Genomic DNA, 20,526 nt, shown 5'->3' with positions numbered 1-20,526 from the left:
CAGGACCCAGGTGTCCGACGGCCGGGCCGCTCTGCGATCCTGGCAGGGTGCCGCCCCTCCCCGTGACTCCGCAGGCCATCACCCCCGACTCACCGCATCCCGCGCTGAGCCCCCTGCTGACCCAGTCCTGGCTGGACCTGGCCTTCCTGCACTGGGCGGCCGACCCCGCGGACGTGGCGCCGCTGCTGCCGGCCGGAACGGTGCCCGACACGCTGGACGGCGTCACGTACGTCGGACTCGTCGCCTTCCGCATGCACCGGGTCGGCCTGCTCCGCCTGCCCGGCATCCCCTATCTCGGCACGTTCCCCGAGACGAACGTGCGGCTGTACTCGGTGGACTCCCAGGGACGGCGCGGAGTGGTCTTCCGCTCGCTGGACGCCTCCCGGCTGATCCCCGTGGCCGTGGCACGGACGCTGTTCCGGCTGCCGTACGTGTGGTCCCGGATGGAGGTCCGGCGGGACGCCGACACCCTCACGTACACCAGCAGGCGGCGGTGGCCCGGACCGCGCGGCGCGCACAGCCGGATCGTGCTGCGGATCGGCGACCGCGTCGAGGAGCCGGATGCCCTCGAACACTTCCTGACCGCGCGCTGGGGCCTGCACAACACCTTCTTCGGACGCCGGATGTACCTCGCGAACACCCATCCCCGCTGGCCCCTGCACCGTGCCCGGCTCGTCGAGTGCGACGAGAACCTGGTGACGGCGGCGGGCCTGGCCGCGCCGGAGGGTGAGCCGGTGAGCGTGCTCTACTCGCCGGGAGTCCCGGTCCGCTTCGGCCGCCCCGGGGGCATCCCGGTCCCGTGACACCGCCGGGCCGTGGTCCGACCGGGGCCCGGCACGGCACTCCCCGGCATGTCGCCGCTCCCCCCGCCCGGGGCCGCTCTACTGTCGCCGGCACGGACCGGAGCGAGCGGTGGGAGCGACATGCGGGGAGTGGCCCGGCTGATCTGCGGACGGCGCACCAAATGGGCCGTCGTGGCGTTCTGGCTCGTCGTCCTCGTCCTCGCTGCACCGCTGGCCGGCAAGCTCATGGGCGTCCAGGACAACGACGCCGCGTCCTGGCTGCCGAGCAGCGCCGAGTCCACCCAGGTCTGGGAGGAGTCCAGGCAATTCCGGCCCGAGATCATCACGGCGATCGTCGTGTACGCCCGCGAGGGCGGTCTGACGGACGCGGACCGTGCCCGGATCGCGGAGGACAAGCAGCAGCTCATGACGCTGCGCGCGCACGGTGTGCGGGGCAGCGAGACCCGGGGCCCGTTGTACGACAGAAGGACCGCGCCTGCCGCCGCCCAGATCTTCGTCCCCGTGACGATGGACGAGAAGGGCTGGGAGCGCATCGGTCCCGCCGTCGACTCCGTGCGGGACGTCGTGGGCCACGGCGGGGGAGGACTCGCCGTCCACATCTCCGGTCCCGGCGGCGTCGCCGCCGACTCGGCCGAGGCCTTCTCGGGCATCGACTCCACCCTGTTCACCGCCGCGCTCGCCGTCGTGGTCCTGATGCTGCTGATCACCTACCGCAGTCCCAGCCTGCTGCTGCTCCCGGTGATCTCGGTCGTCGCCGCACTCCTCGCCGCGCAGGCCCTCATCTATCTGCTCGCGGCGCACGCGGGCCTCACCGTCAACGGACAGAGCGCGGGCATCCTCACGGTGCTGGTCTTCGGCGCGGGCACGGACTACGCCCTGCTGCTTGTCGCCCGCTACCGGGAGGAGCTGAGACGGCACGAGGACCGGCACGAAGCCATGGCCCGCGCGCTGCACCGTGCGAGCCCGGCCGTGCTGGCGAGCAGCGGCACCGTGGTGCTGAGCATGCTCGTCCTGCTGGTCGCCGAGATGAACTCGACCCGGGGCCTCGGCCCGGTCGCCGCGATCGGGGTGGCCGTCGCCCTGGTCGCCATGCTCACGCTCCTCCCCGCCCTGCTGGTGATCTTCGGCCGCTGGGTCTTCTGGCCGGTGGTTCCGCACCTCGGGACGCCCGAGCCCACCGAGCGCGGATTCTGGGCCCGGACGGGGCAGTGGCTGTCCGGCCGCCCCCGCAGGGTCTGGGTGGCCACCGCCCTCGTACTCGCCGCGCTGTCCCTGGGGCTGGTCCAGCTGCGTGCGGCGGGGCTCAGCAATGCCGACTCCTTCCCCGACAAACCGGACTCCATCGTCGGCCAGGAGATCCAGCACCGGTACTTCCCGGGGGGCAGCGGCAGCCCCCTGGTCGTCATCGCGGCGGCGGACCGGAGCGCGCAGGTGCGGACCGCGGTCGCGGAGACACGCGGCGTGGTGCCCGGCTCCCTCGTCGTGCCGCCCGGTGCCGAGCCGGAACACGACGGCCGGGTGATCTTCGAGGCGACCCTGACCGATCCCGCGGACAGCGACCGGGCCGAGCAGACCGTGAAACGGGTGCGAGCCGCCGTGCACCGGGTGCCGGAAGCGGACGCCCGGGTGGGGGGAGACACCGCGACGCTGCTCGACATGGACGCCGCCACCCGGCACGACAACCTGGTCATCATTCCCCTGGTCCTGCTGGTGGTGCTGGTCGTCCTGGCGCTGGTGCTGCGCGCCCTGGTGGCGCCGCTGCTCCTGGTCGCGACGGTGGTGCTGTCCTTCGCCGCCGCGCTGGGCGTCAGCGCCCTCGCCTTCCGGTACGTCTTCGACTACGCGGGCGAGACGACGGACTTCCCGCTCTTCGTCTTCGTGTTCCTGGTGGCCCTCGGCATCGACTACAACATCTTCCTGGCCACCCGGATCCGCGAGGAGACCCTGCACCGGGGCACCCGCGCGGGCGTCGTGACGGGGCTCGCCGCCACCGGCGCGGTGATCACCTCGGCGGGCCTGGTCCTGGCGGGCACCTTCGCCGTGCTGGGTACCCTGCCGGTGGTGGCCTTCGCGGAGATCGGCTTCGCCGTCGCCCTGGGCGTGCTCCTGGACACGTTCGTCGTCCGGTCCGTGCTGGTCACCTCCCTCTTCCTGGACATCGGCCCGCGCGTCTGGTGGCCCCACCGGCTCGCCCGCGAGGACGGCGGCGCGGCGAAGGAGCGGCAAAGCGCCTGACGAGCGGCCCACCGCGTACCGCTCGCCCGGTGTAGGGCAAGGGTGTAGAAAGGGGGGCATGGCCGCACGCTACGGCCGCCCGCGCTCGTTTCTCATGATGAGAACCGTCGCAGGTCAGGTCTTTCTCCTGCAGGTGGCGATCGTGGTGTTGCTCGTCACGGCTGCCGTGGCCGCGCTCCTGCTGCAGTCCAGGGCTGCCAGCGAACGGGAGGCACGCAACCGCTCGGTCGCCGTGGCCGAAACGTTCGCGAACGCCCCGGGCATGGAAGCGGCCCTGGCGAGCCCTGACCCCACCGCCGTGCTCCAGCCCAAGGCGGAGGCGGCACGCAAGGCCTCCGGGGTCGACTTCGTCGTCGTGCTGAACCTGGACTCCATCCGGTACACCCACCCGCTGCCCGACCGGATCGGGAAGAAGTTCGTCGGCGATGTGGCGCCCGCACTGAACGGCCAGGTCGTCACCGAGAAGATCACCGGGACCATCGGGCCCCTCGTGCAGGCCGTCGTACCCGTCTTCGGTGCGAACGGCAAGGTCGTCGGCGTGGTGTCCGCGGGCATCACCATCGCCAAGGTGAGCGGTGTCTCGGAAGACCAGTTGCCCCTCCTGTTCGGCTCCGCCGCGGGAATCCTGATGCTGACCACGGGCGGTACGGCGCTCGTCAGCAGACGGCTGCGACGCCAGACCCACGGCCTCGGCCCGACCGAGATGACCCGGATGTACGAGCACCACGACGCCGTCCTGCACGCCGTCCGTGAGGGCGTACTCATCGTCGGGGGCGACGGGCGACTGCTGCTGGCCAACGACGAGGCACGAAGGCTCCTCGGACTCCCCGCGGACGTCGAGGGCCGGTCCGTCACGGAGCTGGGGCTCGACCCGGTCACCACCGAGCTGCTGTCCTCGGGGCGCATGGCGACCGACGAGGTCCTCTCCGTGGGGCACCGGGTACTGGCCGTCAGCCAGCGCTCCACGGACCAGGACGGCGGCCCGCCCGGCAGTGTGACGACCCTGCGTGACACCACGGAGCTGCAGGCACTCACGGGCAAGGCGGATGTGGCGCGCGGCCGGCTGAAGCTGCTCTACGACGCGGGTACGGAGATCGGCACCGCCCTCGACGTCGTACGGACCTGCGAGGAGCTGGCGGACTTCGCCACGGCCAGATTCGCCGACTTCGCCACCGTGGACGTGGCCGAGAGCGTGCTGCACGGAGAGGAACCGAGCGCGGCCCGGGCGGTCAGCGACATGCGGCGTACGGCGTTCAGCGGCCCCCGCCACGACACGGGGCTCTACCCGCTGGGATCGGTGATCCGCTTCCTGCCGAGCACCTCCCTCGGGGTCCGCCTGGTCAGGGGCGAAGCCGTCCTCGACACCGATCTGACCCGGCTCTCCGGATGGCAGCAGCAGAACCCGGCCCGGGCCGAACAGATCGTCGAATGCGGCTTCCACTCGATGATCGCCGTCCCGATGCGCGCCCGCGGCGTCATACTCGGCGTGGCCACGTTCTGGCGCGCGGGGAAGCCCGAATCCTTCGAGGACGAGGATCTGTCGGTCGCCGAGGAGCTCGTCGCGCGTGCCGCGGTGAGCATCGACAACGCCCGCCGCTACTCGCGCGAGCACACCGTCGCGGTCACCCTGCAGCGCAGCCTGCTGCCGCGCGGCCTCCCCGACCAGAGCGCCATCGACGCCGCCTACCGGTATCTGCCCGCGCAGGCCGGACAGGGCGGGCTGGGCGGGGTCGGCGGAGACTGGTTCGACATCATCCCGCTCCCCGGCGCCAGGGTCGCCCTCGTCGTCGGGGACGTGGTGGGCCACGGGCTCCACGCCGCGGCCACCATGGGGCGCCTGCGCACGGCGGTCCACAACTTCTCGACCCTGGACCTGCCCCCCGACGAGCTCCTGTGGCACCTGGACGAGCTCGTCGCCCGCATCGACCAGGACGAGACCGCCGACGGTTCGGAGGGCGGCGTCACCGGCGCCACCTGCCTCTACGCCATCTACGACCCGGCGACCGGACGCTGCTCCATGGCCCGGGCCGGACACCTCCAGCCGCTCGTCGTCGCCCCCGACGGCAGCGCGGCGTTCGCCGAGGTGCCCGGCGGACCTCCGCTGGGGCTGGGGGGCCTCCCCTTCGAGACCCTGGACGTGTATCTGCCCGAGAACAGCCGGCTGGTGCTCTACACGGACGGGCTCGTCGAGGACCGGCACCGGGACATCGACGAAGGGCTGGAATCGCTGCGCGCCACCCTCGAAGGACATCCCGGCTGGACCCCCGAGCAGACCTGCGAGGCCGTCCTGCGAGCCCTCGTGCCCGCGCGGGCACGCGACGACATCGCGCTGCTGGTGGGCCGCACACGCCGGCTCGCCGCCGAGAACGTGGCCGACTGGGAGGTCGACTCCGATCCCGCAGCGGTGTCCGGCGTACGGGCCGAGGTGTCCCGCACCCTGACCGAGTGGAATCTGATCGAGGAGGCGTTCACGACCGAGCTGATCCTCAGCGAACTGGTCACCAACTCCATCCGCTACGCCACCGGCCCCATCCGCGTACGGCTGGTCCGTGACCGCACCCTGATCTGCGAGGTGTCCGACCGCAGCAGCACCTCGCCCCATCTGCGGCAGGCGGCCACCACGGACGAGGGCGGCCGTGGGCTCTTCCTCGTCGCCCAGCTGGCGGAACGCTGGGGCACCCGGTACACCGACGACGGCGGAAAGGTCATCTGGACGGAGCAGCCGCTCCCGGGCGTGACGCCCCCGGACGACCCGCCGGGCCGGACAGCGCGACAGCTGTGACGTTTCTGTGAGTCCTGACGCAGAGGGTAAGAGGAGCCGGGGCGACCGAAGAGGACTGTGTGCGCAGGGACGGGGAGCAACGTCATACGCAGCTGCACGACGTGCGGCTCGGCGTGGCCGTCGAGCGCGCCCAGCAAGGGGACGAGGGCGCGTTCGCCACGGTCTACCGGCTCGTGCACCCCGGACTGCTGGGCTACGTACGCGGGCTGGTCGGGGACGACGCGGAGGACGTCGCCTCGGAGGCCTGGCTGGAGATCGCCCGCGACCTCGGACGGTTCCGCGGTGACGGCGCGGGGTTCCGCGGCTGGACGGCGACGATCGCCCGCCACCGGGCGCTGGACCACCTGCGCAGGCAGAAGCGCCGGCCCAGGACCTCGCTGATCGAGCACGACGTCCTGGACCTGCCCGGACAGACGGACACGGCGGGGGCGGTCCTGGAGTCGCTGGAGACCCGGCAGGCGCTCGAACGCATTGCGAAACTTCCGCCGGACCAGGCCGAGGCGGTCCTCTTACGTGTGGTCGTCGGGCTGGACGGACCCGCGGCGGCACGCGTGCTGGGCAAGCGGCCCGGGGCGGTGCGGACGGCAGCGTACCGGGGGCTGAAGAGGCTGGCCGAGCAGATGGCCCCGGGGGGCCGGGCGGACACGGTGACGTCCACGGTGCCGCGCACACTGAGGGATGAGACATGAGACGCGAGGAGCAGGAGCCGGACGAGGCCCTGGTGACCCCGGACATCGCAGCGCTCGCCGACGCGGTGCGAGGCCGCGACACACCGGGGCGGGAGGGCGAGGCACGGGCCCTCGCGGCATTCCGGGAGGCGCGCGACGCGGGCACCCACGCCCGCACCGGGCGTGGCCGCAGGCGTGACGACTGGCGCCCGGCCGCCGGGCGGCGGAGAGCGGGAAGCTCCTGGAAGGCGGTCCTCGGCTCGATCGCCGCGACGGCGGCGCTCGGCGGGGTGGCGCTGGCTGTCGGCGTGGTCCCCGTCCCCTTCGACCGCGGGGGCGATCCCGTGTCCCCCGTACCCACGGGGGACACCCCTCGCAGCCCGGCCGAGCCCTCGGCGGGCCTACCCGTCCCGGGTACGACGCAGGAGCAGCGCCCGCGGCCTACGGCACCGTCAGCGTCGGCGCGCGGTCCGGCCGATCCGGGCCTCGTGGGACTCTGCCGTGCCCGCAACACGGGCAACGGCGACCGCACTGGCCAGGCGCTCCGGCGCCTCGCGGAGGCGGCGGGCGGAGCGGACGGCGTGGACGAATTCTGTGCCCGGACGCTGGAGGAGAGCGGCACGGGGGAGGAGCCGCCGGAGTCCGCGAAGCCGTCGAAGGAGCCGAAGCCGTCGAAGCCGTCGAGGGAGCCGAAGGCCGCGAAGTCGCCGACGTCCTCGCAGCCGTCCGTGCCGTCGAAGTCACCGAGACCGTCGAACTCCCCGAAGGCCGCCGAACCCACCAGGACCGCGAAGGCCACGAAAGCCGGGTAGGCCGGCGAAGGCCTGCCTGGGCGCGGCCGGGCACATCCGGACCACGGGCGACGGCCCCGGCCCGGTCCGCCCACTCCTCCCGGCCGTAGCGCTCACGGGCGGGTGCCGCTCGTCCCTCAGCCCCGGCGGCAGTGCAGGAACACCTGAGGCTCGGGCACCGCCCCCTGGCGGGAGGGGGTGAAGACCGTGTTCTCCTCCCGCAGGACCGAGAGCCCGGCGCCGGTCGCGAGCGCCGTGAAGGCCTCCGGGCCGAAGCTGGTCACCCGTACCTCCTGACCCATGAAGACCACGTCCACGTCCTCCACGTCCAGCGGTACCGTCGCCAGGACCATCCGGCCACCGGGCCTCAGCGCGCGCACGAGCCGCCGTACGAGGCCGGTCTGCTCGTCGCGTGACATCTGAAGGAGCGAGAAGTAGACGCAGACCGCGTCGAAACCCTCCTCCTCCAGAGGCAGTTCGCGGATGTCGGCGCAGCGGAAGGACGCCCCGGTGACCTGACGGGAGGCCAGTTCCACCATCACGGGCGAGACATCGACCCCCAGCACCTCGTGCCCGGCGTCTGCCAGGACCTGGGCCGTCGGCCGGCCCGTTCCGCTGCCCACGTCCAGGACCCGGCTGTGCGGTGCGAGCTCCTCCAGCAGCCGGTTCAGGGAGGCGTGGTGGGCGGCCGAAGCGGCGAAGGCGCGCTCGTAGTCGGCGCCGATGGCGTCGAACGCCCTCGCCGCCGGGTGCTGGTGATCCTCGTCCATGGAGTCGTTCCTTCCGTTGATGTCGGTGCCGGGACTACGGGACGCGGGCCACCGCGACGTACAGTCCGCTCTCCTCCGGCCGGGGAGCGTCGGCGCCGTGGAACCACTCGGGGGCCGTCACCAGACCCGGCTCGACGACGTCCAGTCCCTCGAAGAAGCGGGCGAACTCGGCACGGGTGCGCAGTGCGAGCCGGATCCCGCCCTTGCCGTACTCGGCCGCGCCCTGCTTGCCCCGCTCGGGGTTCACGTCGGACGCGCCCTGGGACAGCACCACGTAACTGCCCGGGTGCAGCGTGGCGGCAAGGGTGCGCACGATGCCGTACGGGTCCTCGTCGTCGGGCAGGAAGTGGAGGAGCCCCAGGAGCGAGAGCGCCACGGGGCGGTCGAAGTCCAGGACCTTGCGGGCGGCCTCGACGATCGTGAGGGGCTCGCGCACATCGGCGTGGACGTAGTCCGTCGCCCCTTCCGGACGGCTGATCAGCAGCGCCTCCGCGTGCCGCAGGACGATCGGGTCGTTGTCGCAGTAGACCACCCGGGACGCCGGATTGATCTCCTGGGCGATCTGGTGCAGATTCGGGGCGGTGGGAATCCCCGTACCGATGTCGAGGAACTGGTCGACGCCCTCGCCGGCCAGCCAGGCCGTCGCGCGGTTCATGAACGCACGGTTCTGGAAGGCGCCGGTCTTCGCCTCCGCCGGCAGGTGTTCCGCCACCGCCTGGTCGACCGGGTAGTTGTCCTTGCCGCCGAGGAGCGAGTCGTAGACGCGCGCCGAGTGGGGCCTGCTGGTGTCGATCGGGGGCTGAGGTATCGCCGGCGTCATCACGAGCTCCGTTGCTGAGGGGGTGGACCGCTCCACCTGCGGATTCTGCCACAGCAACTCCACCGCGACCGGGGGAAGTCGACGCCGGCACGCGAGGGGCGCGGGCCCCGGGAACACCTCCTGGGGCCCGCGCCGACGGGCGTCGTCAGTTGGCGTCGATCAGGCCGTGCGCGGGCACGGTCACGGTACGCGCGCCGGGCTTGCCGCCCAGGACGACCTTGCGCAGCGCGCTGTTGTTGGTGAGGTCGGTCTCCTTGAGCCGCTTCTCCGGGTTGGCGAGCACCTGGATGTAGTACGTGCCGTTCGGCAGCCCGGTGATGTCGAAGGACTGGCCCGGAAGGTCCTGGGTGTACGTGTCACCGGAGCCGACGTCGAGCACCTCCCGCACCGAGATCGAGTTCTCCTGGCCGCACGCCGTGGCCAGGTCGGTGTTGTACGGGTGCCAGTTGGCGTTCTTCACCGTGTAGTCGACCGCGTCGGTGTTGGCCAGGCAGAAGGCCTCCTTGCCGCTGCGCACGGTCTCCTTCCGGTCGGCCTTCAGGAGCCGGTAGCTCGCGAAGTCGGTGAAGTGCCAGTGCTCGTGACCCGGGCGGGGGTCCCACTCCATGGTGCCGGTCGGCGTGTAGCCGACCTGCTTCCCCGAGGCGTCGTAGAAGTACTGGTAGGCGTCCATCAGCTCCTTGCCGGGCGCACGGAACCCGTCCACCACCAGCTGCGCCGGTCCCGCGTTCCACACATTGGCGCTGAAGGCCAGGAAGTCCTTGCCCGGTGCGCTGCCGTCGCCCTCGCCGACGGTGATGCCGAAGGCCGGCAGCGAACGCAGGTCGGGCTTGGGCACGTCGGGCACCCTGGCCTTTCCGGCCGGGCGCTTCGCCAGGGGCTGCGCCGCCGGAGCCTGCCGCGAACCGTCCGTACGTCCCGGGCCGTCCCCGCCCTGGAGCGCACGCAGGCCCTGCCGCTTGAGCGCCCAGGGCAGGGCGGCCGGCGCGGGTGCGTGCGGGCCGTGGCCCACGTTGTACGAAGGGCCCGCGCCGTTGGTCGCGGACGCGGGGGCGGGTGAGCGCGGCGCGATGTGACCGGCGTGGCCGGCCGCGTGTCCTGCGGAGTGCCCGGACCCGTGTCCGGCCGCGTGGGAGCCGTGCGCGGTGGCCGACCGGGATGCCGCACCCGTGCCCTCCTCCTCGCCCCCGCGCTCGCGCACGGTCACCTTGACCGTCCGCGGCTTGTCGGCGATCTTGAACAGGTCGCGGTAGCGCTTGGTCACCGACACCTTGGCGGTGTACTTGCCCACGGCGAGCGCGACCGGCCCGGAGTAGTAGCCCGCGTACGTGTTGGACGCCCAGCCGTTCTCGACACCCCAGACCGAGCCGAGCGTGAACGGGTTCACGGGGCAGCTCTCGGGGTACTTCGAGGTGGCGGGTGCGTCGGGGCGCACCCGGCCCGACGCGTTGTTCGGGCAGAAGGACTCCGTGCGGTTGATCACGGTCTTGCCGGCCGCGTCCGTGACCGTGATCCGCAGGAAGCCCGGCAGCCCGGAGAAGTCCTTCACGGTGCCCTTGGGCAGTGTCCTGGTGATGGTCTTCTTCCCCTGGCGGATCACCTGGGTGGCGACGACCGGGTCCTTGTAGGACTTGCGGGTGACCCGCAGTTCGAGCGGGGAGTTCTCCGCGGTGAGGTACGTCCCCAGATCCAGGTAGACGCCGGGGTCGTCCTTCCACGAGTCGAGCGTCACCGACCCCGAGGCGGCGATCAGGCTGAGCCGCGGCGACGGCGCCTTCCTGCCGTCGGGTGCGGCGGCGGCGACACCGGCGATCACGGCGGTCGCCGCGGCGGCGGCGACCGCAGGACGCCACAGTCGGCTGCGGGGGGTTGTCGTGGTCATCGTTCCTCGATTTCCGAATGCCCGGTCGGGCGGCGGAGGAGCTTTGCCAGTGAGAGGCGAGGGACGCCGCCGGAGGTTGTCCGCAGACCCGTGAGTCACGAATCGTTGGCTGAAAGCAGGTCTTACGGTGTGGAATAAGACGTTGTCGTGTTGTTTCCGCACCGAGGAGGGTGCAGTTGTGCTAGTTGGGCGCCGGCCGACAGGGCGCCATGGCCGCGTACGGGCGTGATACGGGCGTGGAGGCGAGCGAAGCGGGCAGTGATCCACTGTCCCGCAGTCACGGAGTGCCGGGCCACCAGGGCGGAACGCGTGGTGAATCGGGCACGAACGGGCACAGGACGAGTCGCACATAGGCTGGTCCCGGACCTGTTTCTGCTTGTACAACCTATGCGTGGGCCCGAACGGACGCCGGGCCCTGGCAGATTCGCACCTAGGTACAGGGATGGTGTCGTGGGCACCGAGGAACGCCGACGGGGAATTCTCGAAACGGCCCGACGCGACGGTTCGGTCGACGTGAACCGTCTGGCCGAACGGTTCCAGGTGGCCAAGGAGACCATCAGGCGCGATCTGCACACTCTCGAGGAACACGGCCTGGTCCGGCGTACGCACGGTGGTGCGTACCCGGTGGAGAGCGCGGGCTTCGAGACGACCCTGGCGATGCGCACGACCCACCACGTACCGCAGAAGTCACGGATCGCGGCGGCCGCCGCCGATCTGCTCGGTGACGCCGAGACGGTCTTCGTCGACGAGGGATTCACCCCCCAGCTCATCGCCGAAGCCCTGCCCCGGGACAGGCCGTTGACCGTGGTCACCGCCTCCCTGGCCGTCGCGACGGTCCTCGCGGACGCCGAGAAGACGTCCGTACTTCTGCTCGGGGGACGTGTCCGGAGCAGCACCATGGCCACGGTCGACCACTGGGCCACCCGGATGCTCGCCGACTTCGTCATCGACCTGGCGTACGTCGGCGCGAACGGCATCTCCCGCCAGTACGGACTGACCACGCCGGACCCGACGGTCGGCGAGGTCAAGGCGCAGGCCATGCGCAGCTCCCGCCGCCGTGTCTTCGCCGGTGTCCACACGAAATTCGGGGCGGTGAGCTTCTGCCGCTTCGCCGGTGTCGGCGACTTCGAGGCCGTCGTCACCGACACCGGGCTCCCCTCGGCGGAGGCCCAGCGGTACTCCCTCCTCGGCCCGCACGTCATCCGCGTCTGAGACACCCGCAGGTCCCGAGCCCTGCCTCTCCAGGAGGCCGCGGGGCAGCCCCACCATGCCCGGAACCGGAGCCCCCGGCCGGCGAGACACGAGCCGCTACGACCCATCAGGAGAACATATGCCCCACCAGCAACGACGCCGTGGGATCCGCGTGCGTGCGGTCGCGGGCACAGCAGCGCTGACGCTCCTCACCGCGGGATGCGCCGGAGCCGGCGGAACCTCCTTCGGAGGAGGTGACGCACTGAACGTGCTCATGGTGAACAACCCGCAGATGGTCGAGCTGCAGAAGCTGACCGCGCAACACTTCACCAAGGAGACCGGCATCAAGGTCAACTTCACCGTGCTGCCGGAGAACGACGTCCGCGACAAGATCAGCCAGGACTTCTCCAACCAGGCGGGTCAGTACGACGTCGGCACCATCAGCAACTTCGAGGTGCCCTTCTTCGCGAAGAACGACTGGCTGCACCCCCTGGACACGTACGCCGCGAAGGACACGGCCTTCGACCAGGACGACATCCTCAAGCCCCTGCGGGACTCGCTCACCGCCGGGGGCAAGCTCTACGCCGAACCCTTCTACGGCGAGTCGTCCTTCCTCATGTACCGCAAGGACGTCTTCGAGGAGAAGGGGCTGAAGATGCCCGCGCGCCCCACCTGGCGGCAGGTGGCCGGACTCGCGGCGCGGGCGGACGGCGCCGAGCGCGGCATGAAGGGCATCTGCCTGCGCGGACTCCCCGGCTGGGGCGAGGTCATCGCACCGCTCACCACGGTCGTCAACACCATGGGCGGCACCTGGTTCACCGAGGACTGGGAACCGCGGCTGACCTCCCCGGAATTCAAGGAAGCCACCCGCTTCTACGTGGACCTCGTCCGCGAGCACGGAGAGCGCGGCGCCTCCCAGTCCGGATACGCCGAGTGCCTCAACAACATGACGCAGGGCAAGACCGCCATGTGGTACGACGCGACGGCGGGCGCCGGATCGCTGGAGGCGCCCGGATCCCCGGTGAAGGGGAAGATCGGATACGTACCCGCCCCGGTCGAGAGGACCAAGAACTCGGGCTGGCTCTACACCTGGGCCTGGGGCATCCAGAAGGCCTCCAAGAAGGCCGACCACGCATGGAAGTTCGTCTCCTGGGCGTCCGGCAAGGAGTACGAGTCGCTCGTCGGCGAGACCAGCGGCTGGGCCAACGTGCCCGCAGGCAAGCGGGCCTCCACGTACGACAACCCCGAATACCGCAAGGCCGCAGGCGCGTTCGCGGACGTCACCGAGCAGGCCATCGCCGGCGCCGACCCGCTGAACCCGGGCACCCAGCCGCGCCCCACGGCCGGCATCCAGTTCGTCGGCGTCCCCGAGTTCACCGATCTCGGCACCAAGGTCGCGCAGGAGATCAGTGCCGCCATCGCCGGCCGCCAGTCCGTGGACGAGGCCCTGGCCGCCTCCCAGAAGCTGGCCGAGCAGGTCGCCAAGGAGTACCGATGACCACAGCAGTCAGCACCTCACCCGTGTCCCCGCCCCGGCCCCCGGCCCCGGCGCCCCGCAAGCACGGCCCGCGGGCCTGGGCCACCAGGGCACCCCTCCTGCCCGCGCTGGTCTTCCTGATCGTCGTCACCCAGCTGCCGTTCGTGGCGACCCTGGTGATCTCCCTCTTCGACTGGAACTCCCTCAACCCCGACAAGCGCAGCTTCAACGGGCTCGAGAACTACGCCTCCGTCTTCACCGACGCGGCGCTGCGCGACTCGGTCCTCACCACGATCCTGCTCACCGCGAGCGTCGTCATCGCCACCGTGGTCATCGGCCTGGCCCTCGCGCTGCTGCTCGACCGCGCGTTCTTCGGCCGCGGCCTGGTCCGCACGCTGCTCATCACACCGTTCCTGCTCGTCCCCGTCTCCGCCGCACTGCTGTGGAAGCACGCGCTGTACAACCCCGAATACGGACTCCTCAACGGCACGCTCAGCTGGATCGGCGAGCTGTTCGGCGACACGTCACCGAGCCAGCCGGACTGGATCGCGGACATGCCGCTGCTCGCGGTCGTGACCGCGCTGGTCTGGCAGTGGACGCCGTTCATGATGCTGATCCTGCTCGCGGGACTCCAGAGCCGGCCCGCCGAAGTGGTGGAGGCCGCACGGCTCGACGGCGCGAGCGCCTGGCAGACCTTCCGCTACCTGACCCTGCCGCACCTGCGCAGGTACCTCGAACTCGGCGTCCTGCTCGGCGCCGTCTACATCGTGCAGAACTTCGACGCGGTGTTCACCATCACCGCCGGAGGCCTCGGCACCGCCAACCTCCCGTACACGATCTACCAGACCTTCTACCAAGCCCACGAATACGGACTGGCGTCCGCCGCGGGAGTCGTCGTCGTGATCGGCACGATCATCATCGCCACCTTCGCGCTCCGGACCGTCTCGTCCCTCTTCAGTGAGGAGGCGAACCGCGCATGACCGCTGCCACCGTTCCCGCCACCGCGTCCGTCCCCCGCGCCCTGCGGCGGGCCAAGCGCCGCTCCACCGCGCTGGGCCTGCTGGCCTGGGCGGCAGGACTCGCCTTCTGCCTGCCAGCGCTCTGGATGCTCCTGACCTCCCTGCACGCGGAGTCGGACGCGGCGACCAACCCGCCCTCCCTCACCGCACCACTGACCCTCGACGGGTACCGCGCCTTCTTCGGCGCCGACACCGGCGTGACCCCGTGGCCGCCCCTGCTCAACTCCCTGGGCGCCTCGTTCTTCTCCACGCTGCTGGTGCTCCTGCTGGCACTCCCCGCGGCATACGCGCTCTCCATCCGGCGCGTCCGCAAGTGGACCGACGTCATGTTCTTCTTCCTCTCCACGAAGATGCTGCCCGTGGTCGCCGGCCTCCTGCCCGTCTACCTGTTCGCCAAGAACGCCGGGATGCTGGACAACATCTGGCTCCTCGTCCTGCTCTACACCTCGATGAACCTGCCGATCGCCGTCTGGATGATGCAGTCCTTCCTCGCGGACGTGCCGGTCTCGGTCATCGAGGCCGCCCAGGTGGACGGCGCCAGGCTGCCCACCGTCCTGGCCCGCGTGGTCGCGCCGATGGCCGCCCCCGGAATCGCCGCCACCGCGCTGATCTGCTTCATCTTCAGCTGGAACGAACTGCTCTTCGCGCGGGTGCTCACCGGCGTCGTCGCCCAGACCGCACCCGTCTTCCTCACCGGATTCGTCACCAGCCAGGGCCTCTTCCTGGCCCAGCTGTGCGCCGCGTCCGTCGTCGTGTCCCTGCCGGTGCTCGCCGCCGGCTACGCAGCCCAGGACAAACTCGTCCAGGGCCTCTCCCTTGGAGCAGTGAAATAATGCGGGCAGCGATCGTCGAAGCCCCCGGCAAGGTCTCCGTCAGCACCGTCCCCGACCCCGCACCGGGGCCCCGCGACGTCGTCGTGGCCGTCGCCTCCTGCGGCCTGTGCGGGACCGATCTGCACATCCTGCAGGGTGAGTTCGCACCCACCCTGCCCATCGTCCCGGGCCACGAGTTCGCCGGGGAGATCGTCGGTATCGGTCGGGACGTCACGGAGCTCGCCATCGGCGACCGGGTCGCCGTCGACCCCTCCCTGCACTGCCACGAGTGCCGCTACTGCCGCATCGGACGCGGCAACCTCTGCGAGCGGTGGGCCGCCATCGGCGTCACCGAGCCGGGCGGCGCCGCCGAGTACGCGGTGGCCCCCGTCGCCAACTGCGTCCTGCTGCCCGAGCACATCGACGTGAAGGACGCCGCGCTCATCGAACCGCTGTCCTGCGCGGTCCGCGGATACGACGTCCTGAGCAGCACCCTCGGCGCCGAGGTGCTGATCTACGGGTCAGGCACCATGGGCCTGATGATGCTGGAACTCGCCAAGCGCACCGGCGCCGCGGCCGTCGACGTCCTGGACGTCAACCCCGACCGCCTCGCCACGGCGGGCCTCCTCGGCTGCTCGCGGTCCGCCGCCGGGGCCGACGAGCTGGACCGGCCCGGCGGCTGGGACGTCGTCATCGACGCGACCGGCAACGCGGGCGCCATCCAGGACGGCCTGGGGCGCGTGGCCAAGGGCGGCACGTTCCTCCAGTTCGGAGTGGCCGACTACGCGACGACGGCGGTCATCGAGCCGTACCGCATCTACAACCAGGAGATCACCATCACCGGCTCGATGGCGGTGCTGCACAGCTACGAGCGCGCCGCCGCGCTGTTCGCCACCGGAGTGCTCGACCCCTCCGTCTTCATCAGCGACCGGCTGCCCCTGGAGCAGTACCCGCAGGCCATCGACCGCTTCAAGGCGGGCATCGGCCGCAAGATCGTGGTGCAGCCGTGACCCCGGGTGGGCCCGGCCACGTCCTCGTCCTCGGTGAGGCGCTCATCGACCTCGTACCCGTGGACGGAGACGGGAACGTCCGGGCCGCGCAGTTCGGCGGAGCCCCCGCCAACGTCGCGGTCGGGCTCGCCCGGCTCGGCACACCGACCGCGTTCGCCGGCGGCCTGGGCGGCGACGGATTCGCCCGCACCATCGAGGAGCGGATGCGGACGGCGGGGGTGGATCTCGGCCTCTGCGCCCGGTCCGCCCTGCCGACCGCCCTGGCCGTGGCCGACCCCGGCAGTGACGGGACGGGCTACCACTTCCACCTCCGGGACACAGCCACGTTCCGGCTGCCGGACCTCTCGGCGCAGGCCGCCCGCTTCGGCGCCGTGTACGTGGGCGGGCTCGCGGCGGTCGTGGATCCCGGGGCGGAGGCCGTACGGGCGACCGCCCACGCGGCCGCCGAACACTCCCTGCTCGTCGTGGACCCCAACGTCCGGGAGGACCGCACCCTGGACCCGGAACGGAGCCTGGCGGCGCTGCGCGAGCTGTGCGGCCTCGCCCACGTCGTCAAGGCCAGCGACGAAGACCTGGCGCGCCTGTGGCCGGGCGCGGATCCTGAGGAGACCTGCGCGGACCTCGCGGCCGGCGGACGGCTCGTGGTGATGACCAGGGGCTCCAGGGGCAGCACGGCGTACACCTCCACCGCACCGCCGGTGTCGGTGGCGGCCACACCGGTCGAGGTGGTCAACACCATCGGAGCGGGGGACGCCTTCGTCGCGGGCATGCTGAGCCGGCTGGGCGCGGGCGGTTCCTTCACGGGCATGCCCGGCGCCCAGGGGGCGCAGGGCATGCTGGCCTACGCCTCCGAGGTGGCCGCCTCGGTGTGCGCCCGGGCGGGCACCGAACCCTCGGTCCCCGCCCGCACCTGACGGAGGCCGCACCCCCGCGCACCGGGTGCGGAGGTGCGCGGGGGCGCGGGGCTGCGCATCCTGACTATGTGACCCGGAGAACTCAGGGCAGCCGAGCGCCCGACGGGCTGTCCCTGGTGCTCGCCCAGGCCGTGGTGAGCGCCATCGACGCCGCCGGCGGATACGCCGGCGGCGTCTACCTGCGTTCCCGCACCCCGGGTCTCCTGCTGATGGCGGTCCTGGCGGGACTGCCCGTCCCGCTCATGCGTCCGTGGTGGCGCATGCACGTGAACCGGCCCTTCCCGGTGGCCGAGGCGTTCCGCTCGGGCCGGCCCGTCTACCTGGGCGACGCCGAGGAGGCCATGCGCAGGTTCCCGCAGCTGATGGCGGGACTGCCGTTTCCCTTCGGATCGCTCTACGCACCCGTCCTGAGCGGGAGCACACCCGTGGGCGTGCTCGTCGTGCTGCGCTACGCCACTCGCGGGGAGCCCGTCGGCCTGGCCGACCGCCGAAGGGTGGAGGACCTCGCGCAGCAGCTCGGGGCCGACATCGCCGCACTGGAGAAGGACGGGCCGCAGGTCGCGTGGGAGAGCGAGCCCGTGCCCGTGCGACTTCCCGCCGACACCGCGCGGCCGATGCGGGTCGGGCACTTCGACTGGGACCCCGGCAGCGGTGCCCTCAGCGCGGACGACGACGCGTGCGCGATCCTCGGTGCCGGACCGGCGGACCTCCCGCCGGCCACCATGGAAGCGCTGACGGCCCGGCTGCTCCCCGAGGACGTGTACGGACTGTGGACCCTGGGCAGCGGGGCCGCACGGTCCGCGGCGCCGCAGGTGCGCCGGATGCGGCTGCGCGGCCCCGACGGCAGATCACTTCTGGCCGAGCTGTCGGGCCGCGGGCCCGCAGGACGCCCCGGGCGTCTGACCGGCGTCCTGTTCGACCCGGGCGCCGAGCCGGTCGTCCCGCAGGCCGCGGACCTGCTCCCGCGCGGCGTGCTCTCCCACGACCGGCTCGGACGGATCACCTACGTCAACCACCTGGCCGAGGCCGTCCTCGGCCACAGCCGGGCGGAGCTGGTCGGCCGGATCCTGTGGGAGGCGCTGCCCTGGCTCGCGGACCCCGCGTACGAGGACCATCACCGGGCCGCGCTGTTCTCGGACGACCCCGTGTACTTCCTGGCCAGACGGTCCCCCACGGACTGGCTGAACGTGGCGATGTTCCCCGGCCGGGACGGGATCACCATGACGGTCAGCGCCGCGGGACGCCCCGACCGCACCCCGGAGCCCGTCGACGCCCAGGGGGCGGGGCTCGGCTCCCCGGCAGACCGCGCGGCCATCCTCTACCGGCCGGTCGCCCTGGCCATCGCCCTGACGGAGGCCGTCACCGCCCGCCAGGTGTCCGCCGTGGTCACGGAGGAACTGCTGCCCGCCTTCGGCGGCAGACAGCTGGCCATCTACCTGCAGAGCGAACGGCACCTCTACCTGTCCTGGGAGACCGGCTTCCCCCAGGGCTTCCTGGACCGGTTCGACGGCGTCGGCCTCGACGCCCACATCCCGGGCGTGGAGACGCTCACGACCGGCAGGCCGCTGTTCTTCGAGTCCATGGAGAAGCTCGCCGAGGCCTACCCGGGCATCCCCATGGACACCGACGTAGGCGCCCGCGCCTTCCTGCCGCTCATCGCCTCCGGGCGTCCCGTCGGCTCGTGCATCCTCGGCTTCGACCAGCCCCGGGGCTTCAGCCCCGAGGAACGCACCGTGCTCACCGCCCTGGCCGGTCTCATCGCCCAGGCGCTCCAGCGGGCCCAGCGCTACGACTCCGAGTCCGCCCTGGCCCGCGGGCTGCAGGGCGCCCTGCTGCCGCACCGGCTGCCCGTCGTCGAGCACGTCGACACCATCGGGCGCTACCTCTCGGGCACCCAGGGCATGGAGATCGGCGGCGACTGGTACGACGTCATCGAGACCGGCAGCGGGCTGGCCCTCGTCATCGGCGACGTCCAGGGCCACGGCGTCGCCGCAGCCGCGACGATGGGACAGCTCCGCAGCGCCGTACGCGCCTTCGGGCTGAGCGGGCACGACCCGCAGGAGATCATGAGCGCCACCAACAGGCTCCTCATCGACCTGGATCCGGGCCAGTTCGCCAGCTGCTGCTACGTGGTGCTGGACCCCGCGACGGGGTTCGCCCAGGCCGTACGGGCCGGCCACCCCCAGCCCGTCCTGCGGCACCCCGACGGCAGAACCGAGGTCCTCGACCTGCCGGGCGGCGTCGTCCTCGGTGTCGACCCCGCGGCCTCGTACCCCGTCACCGACCTGCGGCTGGAGCCGGGGGCGGTCCTGGCCCTGTTCACCGACGGGCTGGTGGAGAAGGCGGGAACGGACATCGACGAGGGCATCGAGCGCCTGCGCAGCACCCTCGCCGAAGTCGGCGACGCACCCCTCCCCGAGACGGCGGACCGCGTCATCGCGCAGGCGGGCCAGGACGAGGACCGTCCCGACGACATCGCGCTCCTGCTCGCCGCCCGCCGGGACGTGGCCCCGTCCGGGCCGTGACGTCATGACGCATGCCGGCGGCGCCGGGCCGACGGCCCGGGGAAGGGGCCGGACGTTGTCGTGCGGCCCGCCCCCGGGCCGTCCCGGACGTGAGGTCCCCGACGAGTCCGGGCAGCGGCACGGGGCACCTCGGTGTCCCGGCGATCCGGGAGGGTCGTTCGTGCGAGTGGAAGGTGACGTCGAAGGGCGCGGACCGGTGGCCACCCGGGGATCTCGCCCCTGCCAGGGACTGCGGCGTGTCCGTCATGCGGACCGCGCGGGGGTGCGGACTGCGCCGAGCGCCTGCTCGTGAGGCATCCTCTGCTGGTCGGGTAGACCGGGCCCGCGGCGGTGAGCATGTCGCCGCCGGCCTGTGAGGAGAAGGATTCGGAACCAGATGGCAGACAATTCGGACCTGTTGGCCTTCGTGCGGGCGCGTCTCGCGGAGGAGGAGCAGATCGCCCAGGGGGCGGGCGGGGACGGCTGGCGGTGTCCGGCCGAGGCCCCCGGCGAGGTGCACGACCGCACGAGCGGCATCGCCTTCGTCGTACGGTCCCGGGGCTACGACCGGCACATCGCCCTCCAGGACCCGGCGCGCACCCTGCGCCGCATCGAGACCAGCAGGGTCCTGCTGGACGAGTACGAGGAGATCGCCTCCCGGGACACGGACCGGCCCGACCAGGACTTCGCCTCGGGGCGTGCAGTGGGACTGGGATTCGTCGTCCGGCAGATGGCCGGCGAACACGCGGGACACCCCGACTACCGGGTGAAATGGCTGCCCCGGTTCTCCCACTGGGGGCCTTCCGGTGCCCCGGGTGCCTGACCCGGCCCGTAGCGGCCCGGGTGCC

The 20,526-nt window shown here is 72.0% G+C and carries 16 protein-coding genes; 13 read left to right on the top strand and 3 right to left on the bottom strand.

Annotation, left to right across the window (positions count from 1 at the left end; translation table 11 throughout):
* Positions 1-47: 47 nt before the first annotated feature.
* From AB0F38_RS07925 to AB0F38_RS07905, 5 genes are all read left to right on the top strand, one after another.
* A complete protein-coding gene (locus AB0F38_RS07925; protein ID WP_361888375.1) occupies positions 48-803 on the top strand; it encodes a DUF2071 domain-containing protein in 756 nt (251 codons plus the stop codon).
* 120 nt (positions 804-923) lie between these two features.
* Positions 924-3,038, top strand: coding sequence for an MMPL family transporter (locus AB0F38_RS07920; protein ID WP_361888372.1), 2,115 nt, complete (start codon positions 924-926; stop codon positions 3,036-3,038).
* A gap of 58 nt (positions 3,039-3,096) precedes the next feature.
* Positions 3,097-5,820 carry a SpoIIE family protein phosphatase gene (locus tag AB0F38_RS07915; RefSeq protein ID WP_361888369.1) on the top strand — a complete coding sequence of 908 codons (2,724 nt, stop codon included), beginning with the start codon at positions 3,097-3,099 and terminating at the stop codon, positions 5,818-5,820.
* Between the two features lie 59 nt (positions 5,821-5,879).
* Positions 5,880-6,509 carry an RNA polymerase sigma factor gene (locus AB0F38_RS07910; protein WP_361888366.1) on the top strand — a complete coding sequence of 210 codons (630 nt, stop codon included), beginning with the start codon at positions 5,880-5,882 and terminating at the stop codon, positions 6,507-6,509.
* Complete coding sequence (locus tag AB0F38_RS07905; protein ID WP_361888363.1) at positions 6,506-7,300, top strand: hypothetical protein; 795 nt, start codon at positions 6,506-6,508, stop codon at positions 7,298-7,300. The genes AB0F38_RS07910 and AB0F38_RS07905 overlap by 4 nt, the downstream gene beginning before the upstream one ends.
* Before the next feature lie 116 nt (positions 7,301-7,416).
* On the opposite strand, the gene AB0F38_RS07900 is transcribed toward AB0F38_RS07905, so the two are convergent.
* The 3 genes from AB0F38_RS07900 to AB0F38_RS07890 all read right to left on the bottom strand — a co-directional run bounded on the left by AB0F38_RS07900 (position 7,417) and on the right by AB0F38_RS07890 (position 10,751).
* Positions 7,417-8,049 (bottom strand): class I SAM-dependent methyltransferase, encoded by a 633-nt coding sequence (locus tag AB0F38_RS07900; protein WP_361888361.1) that lies wholly within the window; start codon positions 8,047-8,049, stop codon positions 7,417-7,419.
* 34 nt (positions 8,050-8,083) lie between these two features.
* A complete protein-coding gene (locus AB0F38_RS07895) occupies positions 8,084-8,869 on the bottom strand; it encodes an SAM-dependent methyltransferase (protein WP_361888358.1) in 786 nt (261 codons plus the stop codon).
* A gap of 145 nt (positions 8,870-9,014) precedes the next feature.
* Positions 9,015-10,751, bottom strand: a complete 1,737-nt coding sequence (locus tag AB0F38_RS07890) for a lysyl oxidase family protein (RefSeq protein WP_361888355.1) — start codon at positions 10,749-10,751, stop codon at positions 9,015-9,017.
* 450 nt (positions 10,752-11,201) lie between these two features.
* Between AB0F38_RS07890 and AB0F38_RS07885 the strand changes: the two genes are divergently transcribed.
* The 8 genes from AB0F38_RS07885 to AB0F38_RS07850 all read left to right on the top strand — a co-directional run bounded on the left by AB0F38_RS07885 (position 11,202) and on the right by AB0F38_RS07850 (position 20,501).
* The gene (locus AB0F38_RS07885) at positions 11,202-11,963 is read left to right on the top strand and encodes a DeoR/GlpR family DNA-binding transcription regulator (RefSeq protein WP_361888352.1); all 762 of its coding nucleotides are present in this window, start codon (positions 11,202-11,204) and stop codon (positions 11,961-11,963) included.
* A 118-nt stretch (positions 11,964-12,081) separates the two neighbouring features.
* Positions 12,082-13,440, top strand: a complete 1,359-nt coding sequence (locus AB0F38_RS07880) for a sugar ABC transporter substrate-binding protein (RefSeq protein WP_361888350.1) — start codon at positions 12,082-12,084, stop codon at positions 13,438-13,440.
* On the top strand, positions 13,437-14,399 hold the full coding sequence (locus AB0F38_RS07875; protein ID WP_361888347.1) for a sugar ABC transporter permease: 963 nt from the start codon (positions 13,437-13,439) through the stop codon (positions 14,397-14,399). Before AB0F38_RS07880 ends, AB0F38_RS07875 begins: the two co-directional genes overlap by 4 nt.
* A complete protein-coding gene (locus AB0F38_RS07870) occupies positions 14,396-15,271 on the top strand; it encodes a carbohydrate ABC transporter permease (RefSeq protein WP_361888344.1) in 876 nt (291 codons plus the stop codon). Before AB0F38_RS07875 ends, AB0F38_RS07870 begins: the two co-directional genes overlap by 4 nt.
* Positions 15,271-16,260 carry a zinc-dependent alcohol dehydrogenase family protein gene (locus tag AB0F38_RS07865; RefSeq protein ID WP_361888341.1) on the top strand — a complete coding sequence of 330 codons (990 nt, stop codon included), beginning with the start codon at positions 15,271-15,273 and terminating at the stop codon, positions 16,258-16,260. The genes AB0F38_RS07870 and AB0F38_RS07865 overlap by 1 nt, the downstream gene beginning before the upstream one ends.
* The gene (locus AB0F38_RS07860) at positions 16,257-17,174 is read left to right on the top strand and encodes a carbohydrate kinase (RefSeq protein WP_361888339.1); all 918 of its coding nucleotides are present in this window, start codon (positions 16,257-16,259) and stop codon (positions 17,172-17,174) included. Before AB0F38_RS07865 ends, AB0F38_RS07860 begins: the two co-directional genes overlap by 4 nt.
* Before the next feature lie 68 nt (positions 17,175-17,242).
* Complete coding sequence (locus AB0F38_RS07855) at positions 17,243-19,699, top strand: SpoIIE family protein phosphatase (protein WP_361888336.1); 2,457 nt, start codon at positions 17,243-17,245, stop codon at positions 19,697-19,699.
* A gap of 376 nt (positions 19,700-20,075) precedes the next feature.
* Positions 20,076-20,501 (top strand): DUF6221 family protein, encoded by a 426-nt coding sequence (locus AB0F38_RS07850; RefSeq protein ID WP_361888333.1) that lies wholly within the window; start codon positions 20,076-20,078, stop codon positions 20,499-20,501.
* The last annotated feature ends 25 nt before the right edge of the window (positions 20,502-20,526 follow it).

This window comes from Streptomyces sp. NPDC025273 (genome assembly GCF_040638585.1).
GTDB lineage: Bacteria > Actinomycetota > Actinomycetes > Streptomycetales > Streptomycetaceae > Streptomyces > Streptomyces cinereorectus.
Note: the sequence above shows the minus strand (reverse complement) of the source record. Positions and strands in the feature narration are given on the sequence as shown.